Below are 14900 nucleotides of genomic sequence, written 5' to 3' on the forward strand. Positions count from 1 at the left end.
TTAAAGGGAGAGGGAAGTTTCAGCCAATCTATAACACCTCTTCCATTACCCACACGCTGACGCTACCGCCGTTGCAGGAAAATGTCGCGCTGCCGTTTTCATCGGTGGTGACAGTTTCTTCACGGTTGCCCAGATAATCCCGCCAGTTTTTGCTGCCATAATTATCTCCAAGCGTAATGGTTTTCTCGCCTTCATCACCATTTGATAGCACCACCACGCAACCTGGATTTTCATCGGTGCCACTGCGGCTAAAAGCGATGCAATTAGGGTGATCAAAATAGAGCGTCTGCACGCCGTGAGCATAAAGTTCCCGTGCATGGATCAGGTCGTCCAGCTGTTCAATAACCGGCATGTCGATATGGTAAGTTTCGCCATCACCACCCTCATCGTCGTAACTTGCCCCAAATAAATCGGGATAAAACACGCTTGGCACACCGTTTTCGCGCAGCAAAATCAGAGCATAAGCTAAGGGTTTGAACCATGGCTCAACAGGTGCTTCAAGTGATTGCAGGGGTTGCGTGTCATGATTGGCAACGAGAGTCACGGCGTGGAAAGGGTCGGCTTCAACCAGCGTGCCGGTGAAAATCTGGCTCATGTCGTAATCACGACCTTGCTTTGATGCCTGGTGGAATTTCATTTGCAGCGGCGCATCAAACAGCATCGTTTTGCCATCAACTTGCGCGATATATTCCTGAAGTTTATCGACTTCATGTGACCAGTATTCTGCAACAATAAACAGCGGTTGTTCAGCCACTTCCTGAACATGTTCAATCCACTCTTTGTAGAACCACGCCGGAATATGTTTGACCGCATCGAGGCGGAAGCCGTTACAGCCGGTTTCTTCCATTACCCAGCGTGCCCAGTATTTCAACTCTTCTGTTACGGCGTGATTGCGAAAGTCGATATTCTCGCCCATTAAATAGTCGAAATTGCCGAGCTCATCATCAACCTGATCGTTCCAGCCTTCGCCGGTGTAATCGTTGATTATCTTGAATATACCGTCTTCGTTCGGGTTTTCGATGTGGTCAACGCCACTAAAGCATTTGTAATCCCAGATAAACTTTGAGTATTGACCGGCACGGGCAGGGAAGGTGTAACGTGTCCAGGCTTCGCATTCGATAACTTCATCATCTATTTCATTACGGTTTTCTTGGTTGACGCGATTGACCTGAATGCGTTCTTTCTCATCAGCGCCCATTTTGTGGTTAACCACTACATCAAGAAGCACTGCAATATCGTTTTCTTTTAGGGCTTTTATTGCTGCCAGCAATTGCGCTTTATCGCCATATTTGGTCGCCACCGATCCTTTTTGGTCGAATTCACCGAGATCAAAAAGATCGTAACAGTCATATCCCACGGAATAGCCACCGGAACTGCCTTTGTAAGCCGGTGGCAGCCAGACCATATTGACGCCGATATCATTGAGCGTTGCCGCGCGTTCGGCGACTTCTGCCCACAACTGACCCCCACCGGGGTAATACCAATGGAAAAATTGCAATAAGGTTGGGTTGCGCATCTTCAGGCTCCATAGAGAGGGATCTCAATTATGGATGATATGCCTGAAAATGCATGGTGCGATAAAACTTAAGCTTTGCCGCGCCTTAGAACTTCAGGAGGGAGTATCCTGACTGTCTTGCGGTGCCAAAATCTGTCCACCTTGTTTGCCATAGGTGGTTAAAACAGATTGCTGTATGGAAGATTGTCCCACGAGTATTGCAAGTTCATCCATACGGATTTGTAGCAGGCGTTTTATCTCGCTCTCATTATCAAGAATGGCACGGAGTATAGGGCGAAGTTGCTCCTGCATCAGTATTGAAAGTTTAATATCGCTCATGAATTGAGTTAGTTCATGCACCGCATTAACGTAATCCATTTCACTGGCGATTAGTTCATCCCACATTCCCTTGTGGGCGTTGTTCAGCATCAACTTACTTTGCTCTAATAATTGCTGATAGCGAGTGTACAGTTGCGGCACATGGTTCATTAGACTACGTCCTAAATCCGGTTAGGCATCTGAGCAACTTCTTTCCAGGCATCAGCGATATTACGCAGCAGGTTCTCGACCTCTTCGATCGCGCTGATATCATTGTGCAAGTTGGCCTGGAATATACGTCGCACCATATAACTATAAAGAGCGAGCAGATTCTGCGTGAGCTCATCACTGCTGGATTCATCAATTCCGGCTTTCAGTCCGTTATCGATGATATTAATGGCTTTGGACAGCGAAAGGCCTTTCCCTTCCAGATTGCCATCCTGCAAAAAAAGACGAGCACGAACTAACGCGTTGAGTGCACCATCAAACAACATGGTTACCAGTTGCTGCTGGCTGGCGCTCATCACTGCGCTTTCCACTTCAATTCTTGCGTAGGCCTGAGTAGCTTTTGCCCCGTACATATCTGCTCCTGAATTAATTAGCTTTTGGAACTGCTGGTATCAAACTGTTGAGTCAGATAGCTGCTGGTGGAGTTCAGTGAACTCATCATTACGTCTAGTTGAGTAAATTGCGCTTTGTAACGCGCCATTTCTGAGTCGATGCGGTCGCTGGCCTTGTTGTACTGAGCGGTCAGATTGTTCAGCGTTTTACTCACGCCATCTGTTGCCGCTTTGATGATCCCGGTGTTTGAGAGCCAACTGGTCACGTTGTTGCCGATGATGGTGGTGATGCCGCTGGCTTTACCGTCGCCAACAATCATCTCTTTGACACCAGACGCATCTTTTTTTAGCGCTGCTGACAATTTGTCGTTATCGAGCTCCAGTTTTCCGGTGCTCGGATCTGAGGTCACACCAATCTGTGCCAGAGTTTTAAATGATGAACTGCTTTGTGGGTTGTTGAGCAACCCTTTCAGTTGCGTCTGGATGGTACGCAGGGTGCTGTCGCCAAGTAGCGCGCCGTTACCGGAGTCTTGAGTGGCACCAGAATCGACAGCAGTGTATTTGGTTAAGCTGCTGAAGGTGTCCTGCAATGAGTTGTAGGCATCGACCCAGGCTTTGACCGCGCTTTCTGCTTTAGAGGTATCTTTGGTGATGGTCAGCGTCTGGTTGCCGGTCGTGACATCTTTAAGATTGAGGGTGATATCTTCCAGCGCATCGCTGATGGTGTTGCTGCTGTTGATGATTTTAATATTGTTAACGGTGAGTTCGGCATTTTGCGCAGTCACGCTCTCTACCATGCTATTTGCAGCGTCGGTACTGGCGGCGTTGTAGCCCATAAAGCTTTGCAGGGCGCTATCACCGTTGACACTCAGGCTCATAGCGTTGTCACTACCGGTGTCGTCAGAAGTGATAGACAGACGAAATTGGCCGTTGCCGACGTTGATAATACTGGCGCTGACACCACTCTTAGAATTATTGATGGTGTCGCGAATACCGCTCAGTGAAGAGTTGGCTGCGCTGATATCAATAGTTACCGGTTTTTTATCGCCACCTTGTTGAATGGTCAACACGCTGTCGCCAGTAGCAATCGCGGTTTTGCTGTCGGGCTGGGTATTTTTGGTGGTCAGCGTTTGTGATTGCGCCAGTTGGGTGACGTTAATCGTATATTTCCCGGCGACGGCATTGCCCGTTGTCGTCGCGCTGAACGCGGTGCTGCTGCTGGCGGTTGATGTTGCAGTAAATAGGTCTGCTTTATTCAGCGCAGTGTTAGCGGTCTGGAAACTGACCAATGCGCTTTTCAATGTGCCATAACCACTCAGTTTTGCCGTGTAGGAGCTTTGTTGTTTTGAAATCGGCGTTAACGTTGCTTTTTGTGCTGCCTGCAGGCTGTCCAGAATGCTGCTCAAATCCAGACCGGACCCGATTCCCAGCGTAGAAATACTAGCCATATTATTTCCTTAATGTATCGACGCATAAAATGAATACCGGGATTATCGGCCTGGATAATGCAAAGTTTACGATTAATTTCTTTTTTTTAATGGCGAGAATAGCGGCAGGGGAAAAGAGTATTTCCGGCGCTAAATATTTTTCTGTGAATGTGAAAAAAATCTAAAGGTTGTGGATGACCAGACGATAACAGGTTTAACGGCGACGAAGCCGACGGGTGGAAACCCAACCCCTAAACCGTAGACTTGAAACACAGGAAACTAAATCATGGCACAAGTCATTAATACCAACAGCCTCTCGCTGATTACTCAAAACAACATCAACAAAAACCAGTCGGCAATGTCTACTGCCATTGAGCGTCTGTCTTCTGGTTTACGTATTAACAGCGCCAAGGACGATGCAGCGGGCCAGGCGATTGCTAACCGTTTTACCTCTAACATTAAAGGCCTGACTCAGGCTGCGCGTAACGCCAACGACGGTATCTCTCTGGCGCAGACCACAGAAGGTGCACTGTCTGAAATCAACAACAACTTACAGCGTGTACGTGAGCTGACTGTTCAGGCAACGACAGGTACTAACTCTGATTCAGATCTGACTTCTATTCAGGATGAAATCAAATCCCGTCTGGGCGAAATCGACCGTGTATCTGGCCAGACCCAGTTTAACGGCGTGAATGTGCTGGCTAAAGACGGTTCTATGTCTATCCAGGTTGGTGCAAATGATGGCCAAACTATTAAAATTGACCTGAAGCAGATTGACTCAAAAACTCTTGGATTAGATGGCTTCAATGTAAGAAATAACGATGTTGTTAAGACCAGTGATGCACTAACTGCAGTTGGTACAGGTACAGCAGCTACTAGTGTTGCTGTAGATTTTTCTACTACTGATTTAACTGGTATTACTGGTGTCGGTTCTGGCGCTATTACTGGCATTGTCAAAGACACTGCGGGGAAATACTTTGCAGATATCACTGGTACCACAGGCAATACGGCAGATGGTAAATATGCCGTAGATATTGATGCCACCAGTGGTAAAGTGACTTTGGCAGCTAATACTGTTGGTACGCCAACTGGTGCTACAGCAGCTGCTGCTACGTATGATGTTGCTGCAACGGCTGGCTCAACCGTAGCCTTCGGCACAGACGCTACAACAGCAGCCATCAAAGCTGCTGGTGGAACTCTGGTGCAATTGCAAGATGCTAAAGGTAACAACACCAACAATTACGCAATTAAAACCACTGATGGTACTCTTTACGCTGCTGATGTTGATACTACTACGACTCCAGGTACAGCAACTGTTACCGCTAAAACTGCAGCTACCTACACTGATGCTGATGGGAAAAGCGTAGTTGGTGCTGCAGTCCAGTTGGGTGGTGACAACGGTACAACGGAAGTTGTTGTTGATAAAGCATCAGGCAAAACCTACGATGCGGCAAAACTTGTCGCTGGTACTGATCTTTCAAGCCCGACTAACACAGTAACTGCTATTGCAAACGGTAAAACTACTTCTCCACTGGCAGCACTGGATGACGCTATCGCTCAGGTAGACAAATTCCGTTCTTCCCTGGGTGCGGTACAAAACCGTCTGGACTCTGCGGTAACCAACCTGAACAACACCACCACTAACCTGTCTGAAGCGCAGTCCCGTATTCAGGACGCCGACTATGCGACCGAAGTGTCAAATATGTCTAAAGCGCAAATCATCCAGCAGGCGGGTAACTCCGTGTTGTCTAAAGCTAACCAGGTTCCACAGCAAGTACTGTCTCTGCTACAGGGCTAATCGCCTGATACCTGACCAAACCCCGCGCTTGCGGGGTTTTTTCTTTATGCTTGTTACCCATAACCCCCAAATAACCCCTCATTTCACCCACTATTCTTGCGATTAAAAACCCTCCAGAAACGGATAATCATGCCGATAACTCAATTAACGCAGGGCTGTTTATCGTGAACTCACTGTATACCGCTGAAGGTGTGATGGATAAACACTCGCTGTGGCAGCGTTATGTACCGCTGGTGCGTCACGAAGCATTGCGCCTGCAGGTACGCCTGCCCGCGAGTGTGGAGCTTGACGACCTGCTACAGGCGGGCGGCATCGGGTTGTTAAACGCAGTGGACCGTTATGATGCCCTGCAAGGAACGGCATTTACTACCTACGCGGTGCAGCGCATCCGTGGGGCGATGCTTGATGAGTTGCGAAGCCGTGACTGGGTGCCCCGCAGCGTCAGGCGTAATGCCCGCGGCGTTGCGCAGGCAATTGGTCAACTGGAGCAAGAGCTGGGCCGTAATGCGACTGAAACTGAAGTGGCAGACCGGTTGGATATCCCGCTCAACGAATACCGTCAGATGTTGCTCGACACCAATAACAGCCAACTCTTCTCTTATGACGAGTGGCGTGAAGAGCATGGCGATAGTATCGAACTGATTACTGAAGAGCATCAGCAGGCAAACCCGCTTCAACAACTGTTGGAAGGCAATTTGCGTGAGCGTGTGATGGGCGCAATTGATGCGTTACCGGATCGCGAAAAAATGGTGCTGACCCTTTACTACCAGGAAGAGCTTAATCTGAAAGAGATTGGCGCGGTACTGGATGTGGGGGAGTCACGCGTCAGTCAGTTGCATAGCCAGGCGATTAAACGTTTACGCACTAAGCTCGGTAAGTTGTAAATGCCCGTCATACTTCAAGTCGCATCTTTGTTGGCAGCGTTCACGCGCCCAAATTACTTACTGATGTAAGTTCATCGGGACTTGTTCTCTTGCCGCCGTGGTGCGACTCGAATTATTTGGGTATTTGGCGAGATAATCGGGATTACATAATGACGGTGCAGCAATTAAAAAAACGGCCATTAAGCCGTTATTTGAAAGACTTTAAACACACACAAACTCATTGCGCGCAGTGCGCAAAATTGCTCGACAGAATCACGCTTACGCGTGGGGGTGAAATTGTCAGCAAAACCGCCATCGCCCAACTTGATACCTTAATAGATGAAAATGGCTGGCAGGCTGAACGCCAGTCCTGGGCGGCACTGTGCCGTTTTTGCGGTGATTTGTACTGCAAAGAGCAGCAACACTATTTCGATATCATTGGCTTTAAAGAATACCTGTTCGAGCAAACCGAGATGAGCCACGGCACTATCCGCGAATATGTGGTGCGCCTGCGTCGTCTGGGGAATCATTTTGCCATACAAAATATCCCTTCTCCCACTTCAACTAAGGCCTTCTTCGACGATTCACTGGAAGAATGGTTACCGCCAACCAGCACCAACAATTACCGTATTGCACTGCGCAAGTACGGGCAGTTCCAGACCCTGAACCAAAATACCCATGCCCATTTCCAGGAAAAAAAATCAACTTCTGATCATTACCCAAAAGATTTCATGTTGCAGGAAGGCGGCAAGCGAGTGAATCCCGATGAGCTTACTGTAGTAAGTGATTCGGGTGAAAGAGAGCAGCCAACGCACCTGCAACTTGAAAGATAAGGGTATATATTAAAATGGCATAACTTGTAGCGTAGTGGTTTTGATTGATTATATTAAGTCGTTACACTACATCAAATTATCGACATTCGGGGTATCTATGAAATTAGCAATGGTGGGGCGTCAGGCGCTGATGGGCGTGCTGGCTGTGGCAATGGTAGCTGGCGCGAGTGTGCAGACGTTTGCGGCGGAAAACTTACTCAATAAAGTTAAAGAACGCGGCACGTTGCTGGTTGGCCTGGAAGGGACTTACCCTCCGTTTAGCTTCCAGGGTGATGATGGCAAACTGACCGGTTTTGAAGTGGAATTTGCGGAACAACTGGCACAGCACCTGGGCGTGAAAGCCGCGCTTAAGCCGACTAAATGGGACGGCATGCTGGCGTCACTGGACTCCAAACGCATCGACGTGGTGATTAATCAGGTCACAATTTCCGATGTGCGTAAGCAAAAATATGATTTCTCAACGCCATACACCGTTTCCGGTATTCAAGCGCTGGTGAAAAAAGGCAATGAAGGCAGCATTACCGGGCCTGAGTCGCTGAAAGGTAAGAAAGTGGGTGTTGGCCTTGGGACAAACTACGAAGAGTGGTTGCGTGCCAATGTGCAGGGCGTTGATATCCGAACTTATGATGATGACCCAACCAAATATCAGGATCTGCGCGTAGGTCGTATCGATGCCATTCTGGTTGACCGCCTGGCGGCACTGGATCTGGTGAAGAAAACCAAAGATACCCTGGCAGTAGCTGGCGCACCATTCTCTCGTCAGGAAGCGGGTGTTGCCGTACGTAAAGGCAACGAAGACCTGGTTGAAGCTATCAACAAAGGTATCGCTGAAATGCAGAAAGATGGTTCTTTAGCGAAGCTTTCCGAGAAGTGGTTTGGCGCTGACGTGACTAAGTAGTTTACGAAAGCCTGAAAAAAGGTGCTGATTTCAGCACCTTTTTTTATTTGCATTTGCGGGCATTCGGCCAGGCTCGTGCATAATGAAGAGATGTGAATTTTTAATAAGTGTATGGAGTTGCTCATGTCACTGCACAATCTGACGCGTTTCCCGCGTCTGGAATTTATCGGCGCCCCGACGCCACTCGAATATTTGCCGCGTTTTTCTGACTATCTCGGCCGCGAAATCTACATCAAGCGTGACGACACAACCCCTATGGCGATGGGCGGGAATAAGCTGCGTAAACTTGAGTTTCTGGCTGCGGACGCATTACGTGAAGGGGCTGACACGCTGGTTACCGCAGGGGCAATTCAGTCGAATCACGTTCGCCAAACCGCAGCGGTTGCCGCAAAACTCGGCCTGAAATGTGTCGCTCTGCTGGAAAACCCGATCGGTACGCAGGCAGAAAATTACCTCACCAATGGCAACCGTTTGATGCTCGACCTGTTTGATGTCGAAATCGAAATGTGTGATGCGCTCCATTCACCAGACCAACAACTCGAAGAAATAGCCGTTCGTCTTGAAGCACAGGGTTTTCGCCCGTACGTGATTCCGGTGGGTGGGTCGAATGCACTGGGTGCGTTGGGTTATGTGGAAAGCGCGCTGGAAATCGCCCAGCAGTGCGAAGGTGCGGTGAGCGTATCATCTGTTGTTGTTGCATCCGGAAGCGCGGGAACGCACGCGGGGCTTGCCGTCGGGCTTGAGCAAGTGATGCCGGATGTCGATTTAATCGGTGTTACCGTATCGCGCACTATTGCTCAGCAATTACCGAAAGTGGAAGCATTGCAGCAGGCAGTGGCGCAGTCGCTTAGTGTCAGCGCAAACAATCCGATTAAACTTTGGGATGACTACTTCGCTCCGGGCTACGGCACGCCGAACGAAGAAGGGCTTGAGGCGATTAAAATTCTCGCCCGTCTGGAAGGGATACTGCTCGATCCGGTTTACACCGGCAAAGCCATGGCGGGTTTAATTGATGGTGTGGCACAGAAGCGTTTTAAAGACGAAGGCCCGATTATCTTTATTCATACCGGTGGGGCGCCCGCGTTGTTTGCTTACCATCCGCATATTTAGAAAAACAGGGTTACTATGCAAGAAAGTATTCAACTGGTGCTGGACTCAGCGCCATTCCTGCTCAAAGGTGCGGTGTTCACGCTGCAACTCAGCATCGGCGGTATGTTCTTTGGGCTGATTCTCGGTTTTTTACTGGCGCTGATGCGCTTGTCTCGATTCTGGCCGTTTTCACTGCTCTCACGTTTCTATGTGTCGATTTTTCGTGGTACGCCGTTAATCGCGCAGCTGTTTATGATCTATTACGGCCTGCCGCAGTTTGGTATTGAGCTTGATCCTATTCCGGCCGCAATGATTGGTTTGTCGTTGAATATGGCGGCATATGCATCAGAAACTCTGCGCGCTGCCATTTCATCAATTGAGAAAGGGCAGTGGGAAGCGGCGGCAAGTATCGGTATGACGCCGTGGCAAACTTTGCGCCGGGCGATTTTACCGCAGGCTGCTCGTGTGGCATTACCACCACTGAGTAATAGCTTTATCAGTCTGGTAAAAGACACCTCGCTTGCAGCCACAATTCAGGTTCCTGAGTTGTTTCGCCAGGCTCAGCTTATTACTTCGCGCACGCTTGAGGTGTTTACCATGTATCTCGCGGCTTCCTTGATTTACTGGGTGATGGCAACGGTGCTCTCTTCGTTGCAGAACTACTTTGAAAATCAACTCAATCGCCAGGACAGGGATCCAAAATGAGTGCCATCGATGTAAAACAACTGGTCAAGAAATTCCACGGGCAGACCGTGCTGCATGGCATCGATCTGGAAGTAAAAGCGGGTGAAGTGGTCGCCATTATTGGGCCAAGCGGCTCAGGTAAAACTACGTTATTACGTTGCATTAACTTGCTGGAACAGCCGGAGTCGGGAACCATCAGGGTTGGCGATATCTCCATTGATGCAGCGCTTTCGCTGAATAAGCAAAAGAATAAAGTGCGCGAACTGCGCCAGCATGTTGGTTTTGTATTCCAGAGTTTCAACCTTTTCCCGCACCGCACGGTGATTGAAAATATCATTGAAGGGCCGGTGATTGTTAAAGGTGAGCCGAAGGAAGAGGCAATAGCACGCGCCCGTGAGCTGCTGGCGAAAGTTGGCTTAAGCGGCAAAGAAACCAGTTACCCGCGCCGCCTTTCAGGTGGCCAGCAACAGCGCGTAGCGATTGCCCGTGCGCTGGCGATGCGCCCGGAAGTGATTCTGTTTGATGAGCCAACCTCAGCACTCGATCCGGAGCTGGTGGGGGAGGTGTTGAGCACAATCCGCCAGTTAGCGCTAGAAAAGCGCACCATGGTGATTGTGACCCATGAAATGAGCTTTGCTCGTGATGTTGCTGACCGAGCTATTTTCATGGACCAGGGACGCATTGTGGAGCAGGGGCCGGCTCGTGAGTTGTTTGCTAACCCTAAGCAGGCTCGTACCCAGCAATTTCTTGAAAAGTTCCTTACGCAGTAGCTTGAATGGCCCCAATCGGGGCCATTATTTATAGTCAATTAACCCTGTAATTAATAAGCGTTATAAATAAAAAATAACTATTGAGTAATGATTTTCAATATTCAGCTGTTGTTGCAGTTAAATCATATAAATAATTTTGGTAAATGTGATAGCGTTAAGCATTACATTCGAAAATGAATTCAATGTCAGGAGATTCGCCAGATATAATGGATGATCGTAACTTTTTTAGCTGGCGGCTGGATGCGCTTAATATCTTCCAGTCTGTCACTCAGGCTGATGAAATAACAAAAATTCTGCATCAGCAAACTGAGCTGTTGGAGTTTGACTATTACTCGTTATGTATACGACACCCGGTGCCATTTACTCGTCCTAAAACCTCTTTAAGATCGTCCTATCCGCAGAGCTGGCTCGACCACTACCATGCAGAAAACTACTTCGCGATTGATCCGGTGCTGCGCCCGGAAAATTTCATGCGTGGTCATCTTCCCTGGGATGACGAGCTTTTTAGTGATACCCCACAGTTCTGGGATGCGGCAAGGGATCACGGCCTGCGCCGCGGCATTAGCCAGTGTGTAATGGCACCTAACCGGGCAATTGGTTTTTACTCAGTTTCACGTACTCAGGGCAAAGGGAAAGTATTACCTGGCGATGAGCTTCAGTTACGCCTGCAGTATTTGGGTGAATTGAGCCTGATGACATTAACGCGTCTCAACGATCCGTCTATGGATGCGCTGACATTAAAACTCAGTAAGCGCGAGCGGGAAATATTGCAGTGGACGGGCGAAGGAAAAACATCGGCTGAAATAGCTATTATTTTGTCGATATCAGAAAATACCGTCAATTTTCATCAGAAAAATATGCAGAAGAAATTTAACGCGCCAAATAAAACACAAATTGCCTGTTATGCGGCAGCGATTGGAATAATTTGAAAGGGGAGTTAATTCGATGACTCTTCAATAAAACGGCTGGAGAAACATTCCTCATCCAGCCGCCTTTAACGATTACTGACGGTAAGCCTGTTTAATTTGCTTAACAGTATTACCAAAGACTTCTGCGTGCGCCGAGTCATCCATCTGAGCAATTTGCTTTTCCATTTTAATGATAACCTTGCCTGCATCGGCTTGGCCCATGGCTTTCAGCATCTGAGTCAGCATAGCTTTCAGGCAGGTAACTTCAATAGCCAGTTCACTACTGTTGTCTGCGGTGGAAAAATCAGGAGTGCTCATTTGTGTTCCTCGGTCTCGGTTGGTACACCGTTGAATTGTGTAACGGTTTCGTAAGGCGGCGGAGTATAGCACAATCGTAAACCATTTTATTAGTGCTAACGCTAATCGTGCGGGTTGTTATCTGTACAATGCTGTTAAATTGTTTTGATTATGTTTGTTTGAGGTTAAATGTTGCGGTTTATAAGCATTATTTAATACGTCTAATATTAATGGATTATCGTTTTTTTTAATGTGAAAAGCATTTTTATTATTTAAAGACATAAATTAATCAAATTGCTTGTACAGTTTCCACTGTACAATTAAATTTCCAAAAACAGTGGAAACTCTGAAAATCTGTTTTTGCATTTTAAAGTTACCGGAAAACCCGTTAATATAGCGTGATAATTTTTAGTAGCGTAATTCCTTTTCTGGAGAGTCCCCTTTGATCAACGTACTTCTTGTTGATGACCACGAACTGGTGCGCGCAGGGATACGACGCATTCTTGAAGATATCAAAGGGATCAAGATATCAGGTGAAGCAAATTGCGGTGAGGATGCCGTTAAGTGGTGCCGTAGCCATCAGGTTGATGTTGTCCTGATGGACATGAACATGCCGGGCATTGGCGGCCTTGAAGCAACACGCAAAATCGCGCGATATTCAACTGATATCAAAGTGATTATGCTGACTATTCACACTGAAAATCCGCTACCTGCGAAAGTCATGCAGGCTGGTGCTGCGGGTTATTTAAGTAAAGGTGCGGCACCGCAGGATGTTGTTAATGCGATTCGCTCAGTAAACGCGGGTCAGCGTTACATTGCATCAGACATCGCCCAACAGATGGCGTTAAGCCAGATCGAACCGGAAAAAACGGACACACCGTTTGCCAGTTTGTCTGAGCGTGAATTACAGATTATGCTGATGATCACCAAAGGCCAGAAGGTCAATGAGATCTCTGAGCAGCTTAGTCTAAGCCCGAAAACGGTCAATAGTTACCGTTACCGCATGTTTAGTAAACTGAATATCAGTGGCGATGTTGAGCTGACACACCTGGCCATTCGTCATGGTTTATTTAGTGCGGAGACGTTAATCAGTAGTGAGTGAAATCTTTGACCCACGAGCTTTTCTCAAGACAGTAACCAGCCAACCTGGCGTCTATCGTATGTATGACGCCAGTGAGACGGTTATTTACGTTGGTAAAGCCAAAGACCTGAAAAAACGCCTGTCGAGCTACTTCAGGAGCAATCTTGCCAGCCGTAAAACGGAAGCTCTGGTTGCGCTCATCCAGCATATCGACGTGACGGTAACCCATACCGAGACAGAAGCGCTGCTGCTTGAGCATAACTACATCAAGCTTTATCAGCCTCGTTATAACGTATTGCTGCGTGATGACAAATCCTATCCTTTCATTTTCCTGAGCGGTGATACTCACCCGCGACTTGCTATGCATCGTGGGGCGAAACATGCGAAGGGTGAATATTTCGGGCCATTCCCGAACGGCTACGCAGTACGCGAAACGCTGGCGTTATTACAAAAAATCTTCCCGATTCGTCAGTGCGAAAACAATGTCTATCGCAATCGCTCTCGTCCATGTTTGCAATACCAGATTGGGCGCTGTCTTGGGCCGTGTGTTGCGGGTTTGGTCAGTGAAGAGGATTACGCCCAGCAGGTGGAATATGTTCGCTTGTTCCTGTCAGGAAAAGACGATCAGGTTTTGAACCAATTGATCGCCAGAATGGAAGAGGCGAGTAAAAACCTGGAATTTGAAGCCGCTGCGCGAATTCGTGACCAGATTCAGGCAGTCCGCCGTGTGACTGAAAAACAGTTTGTCTCTAATACCGGCGACGATCTGGATGTGATCGGCGTGTCGTTTGATTCGGGTATGGCGTGTGTACACGTGCTGTTTATCCGCCAGGGTAAAGTATTGGGCAGCCGCAGTTACTTTCCGAAAGTACCCAATGGCACGGAACTGTCAGAAGTGGTTGAAACTTTTGTTGGCCAGTTCTATTTGCAGGGCAGCCAGATGCGCACCTTGCCTTCTGAAATTCTGCTCGACTTCAATTTGCCGGATAAAAACCTGCTTTCAGATTCCCTGACGGAACTGGCGGGGCGGCGCATCAACGTGCAGACCAAACCACGAGGCGATCGCGCGCGTTACCTTAAACTTGCCCGAACTAATGCGGCTACTGCGCTGGTGACACGTCTGGCGCAGCAGTCGACTATCCATCAACGCCTGGCGGCGCTCGCCAATGTGCTGGAGCTGCCAGCGATTAAAAGGATGGAGTGCTTCGACATCAGCCACACCATGGGTGAGCAGACTATCGCTTCTTGTGTCGTTTTTGATGCGAACGGGCCAGTACGTGCCGAATATCGACGCTATAACATTGAAGGGATTACACCTGGCGATGACTATGCCGCGATGAACCAGGTATTGCGTCGTCGTTACGGTAAAACTATCGATGAAAGTAAAATTCCGGACGTTATCCTGATTGACGGTGGTAAGGGGCAACTCGGCCAGGCAAAAACCGTCTTTGCAGAACTTGATGTGGAGTGGGATAAAAATCATCCGCTGTTGCTCGGCGTGGCAAAAGGCGTGGACCGCAAAGCTGGACTTGAGACGTTGTTCTTCGAACCAGAAGGGGAAGGGTTCTCACTGCCGCCAGATTCTCCTGCCTTGCATGTTATCCAACATATCCGTGATGAATCGCACGACCATGCCATTTCCGGGCATCGTAAAAAACGCGCAAAAGTGAAAAATACCAGTGCGTTGGAGACAATCGAAGGGGTTGGGCCAAAACGTCGCCAGATGTTGTTGAAATATATGGGGGGATTGCAACCATTAAAGAATGCATCCGTAGAAGAAATTGCAAAAGTGCCAGGCATCTCGCAAGCGTTGGCAGAAAAGATCTTCTACTCGTTGAAACATTAAGGGCTCTGTAGCAACATAGAGACAATTTCCACT

At 48.3% G+C, this 14900-nt stretch carries 14 protein-coding genes and 1 pseudogene; 10 read left to right on the forward strand and 5 right to left on the reverse strand.

The features are described 5' to 3' along the window. Positions 1 to 28: 28 nt before the first annotated feature. From amyA to fliD, 4 genes are all read right to left on the reverse strand, one after another. Complete coding sequence (gene amyA, locus LVQ76_RS09655; protein WP_232921519.1) at positions 29 to 1516, reverse strand: alpha-amylase; 1488 nt, start codon at positions 1514 to 1516, stop codon at positions 29 to 31. Positions 1517 to 1609: 93 nt separating this feature from the next. Beyond that, positions 1610 to 1984 (reverse strand): flagella biosynthesis regulatory protein FliT, encoded by a 375-nt coding sequence (gene fliT / locus LVQ76_RS09660; protein ID WP_232921520.1) that lies wholly within the window; start codon positions 1982 to 1984, stop codon positions 1610 to 1612. 11 nt (positions 1985 to 1995) lie between these two features. Then, positions 1996 to 2394: a flagellar export chaperone FliS gene (gene fliS / locus LVQ76_RS09665; protein WP_232921521.1), complete on the reverse strand. Its 399-nt coding sequence runs from the start codon at positions 2392 to 2394 to the stop codon at positions 1996 to 1998. 17 nt (positions 2395 to 2411) lie between these two features. Then, positions 2412 to 3821 carry a flagellar filament capping protein FliD gene (gene fliD, locus LVQ76_RS09670; protein ID WP_232921522.1) on the reverse strand — a complete coding sequence of 470 codons (1410 nt, stop codon included), beginning with the start codon at positions 3819 to 3821 and terminating at the stop codon, positions 2412 to 2414. 265 nt (positions 3822 to 4086) lie between these two features. Here fliD and LVQ76_RS09675 point away from each other — a divergent pair, with 265 nt between their 5' ends. From LVQ76_RS09675 to sdiA, 8 genes and pseudogenes are all read left to right on the forward strand, one after another. Then, positions 4087 to 5598, forward strand: coding sequence for a flagellin N-terminal helical domain-containing protein (locus tag LVQ76_RS09675; RefSeq protein ID WP_232921523.1), 1512 nt, complete (start codon positions 4087 to 4089; stop codon positions 5596 to 5598). Positions 5599 to 5762: 164 nt separating this feature from the next. After that, positions 5763 to 6482, forward strand: a complete 720-nt coding sequence (locus LVQ76_RS09680) for an RNA polymerase sigma factor FliA (protein WP_064559241.1) — start codon at positions 5763 to 5765, stop codon at positions 6480 to 6482. Positions 6483 to 6631: 149 nt separating this feature from the next. Continuing rightward, positions 6632 to 7180: pseudogene (gene fliZ, locus LVQ76_RS09685) on the forward strand (flagella biosynthesis regulatory protein FliZ); the annotation flags it as partial. A gap of 211 nt (positions 7181 to 7391) precedes the next feature. After that, positions 7392 to 8192 (forward strand): cystine ABC transporter substrate-binding protein, encoded by an 801-nt coding sequence (gene tcyJ, locus LVQ76_RS09690; protein WP_064512045.1) that lies wholly within the window; start codon positions 7392 to 7394, stop codon positions 8190 to 8192. A 123-nt stretch (positions 8193 to 8315) separates the two neighbouring features. Then, complete coding sequence (gene dcyD / locus LVQ76_RS09695) at positions 8316 to 9302, forward strand: D-cysteine desulfhydrase (RefSeq protein WP_232905315.1); 987 nt, start codon at positions 8316 to 8318, stop codon at positions 9300 to 9302. 15 nt (positions 9303 to 9317) lie between these two features. Beyond that, positions 9318 to 9986, forward strand: coding sequence for a cystine ABC transporter permease (gene tcyL / locus LVQ76_RS09700; protein ID WP_064512043.1), 669 nt, complete (start codon positions 9318 to 9320; stop codon positions 9984 to 9986). Then, positions 9983 to 10735 carry an L-cystine ABC transporter ATP-binding protein TcyN gene (gene tcyN / locus LVQ76_RS09705; RefSeq protein WP_232921524.1) on the forward strand — a complete coding sequence of 251 codons (753 nt, stop codon included), beginning with the start codon at positions 9983 to 9985 and terminating at the stop codon, positions 10733 to 10735. Before tcyL ends, tcyN begins: the two co-directional genes overlap by 4 nt. Positions 10736 to 10941: 206 nt before the next feature. Then, positions 10942 to 11664 carry a quorum-sensing transcriptional regulator SdiA gene (gene sdiA / locus LVQ76_RS09710; RefSeq protein WP_064512041.1) on the forward strand — a complete coding sequence of 241 codons (723 nt, stop codon included), beginning with the start codon at positions 10942 to 10944 and terminating at the stop codon, positions 11662 to 11664. A gap of 72 nt (positions 11665 to 11736) precedes the next feature. Here sdiA and LVQ76_RS09715 read toward each other — a convergent pair whose 3' ends face one another. Further along, positions 11737 to 11961 (reverse strand): DUF2594 family protein, encoded by a 225-nt coding sequence (locus LVQ76_RS09715; RefSeq protein ID WP_034458173.1) that lies wholly within the window; start codon positions 11959 to 11961, stop codon positions 11737 to 11739. A gap of 421 nt (positions 11962 to 12382) precedes the next feature. Here LVQ76_RS09715 and uvrY point away from each other — a divergent pair, with 421 nt between their 5' ends. Then, on the forward strand, positions 12383 to 13042 hold the full coding sequence (gene uvrY, locus LVQ76_RS09720) for a UvrY/SirA/GacA family response regulator transcription factor (protein ID WP_064512040.1): 660 nt from the start codon (positions 12383 to 12385) through the stop codon (positions 13040 to 13042). Next, positions 13035 to 14867 carry an excinuclease ABC subunit UvrC gene (gene uvrC / locus LVQ76_RS09725; RefSeq protein ID WP_232921525.1) on the forward strand — a complete coding sequence of 611 codons (1833 nt, stop codon included), beginning with the start codon at positions 13035 to 13037 and terminating at the stop codon, positions 14865 to 14867. The genes uvrY and uvrC overlap by 8 nt, the downstream gene beginning before the upstream one ends. The last annotated feature ends 33 nt before the right edge of the window (positions 14868 to 14900 follow it).

The sequence above is a fragment of the Buttiauxella cochleicola genome, from assembly GCF_021283185.1.
Lineage (GTDB): Bacteria > Pseudomonadota > Gammaproteobacteria > Enterobacterales > Enterobacteriaceae > Buttiauxella > Buttiauxella massiliensis.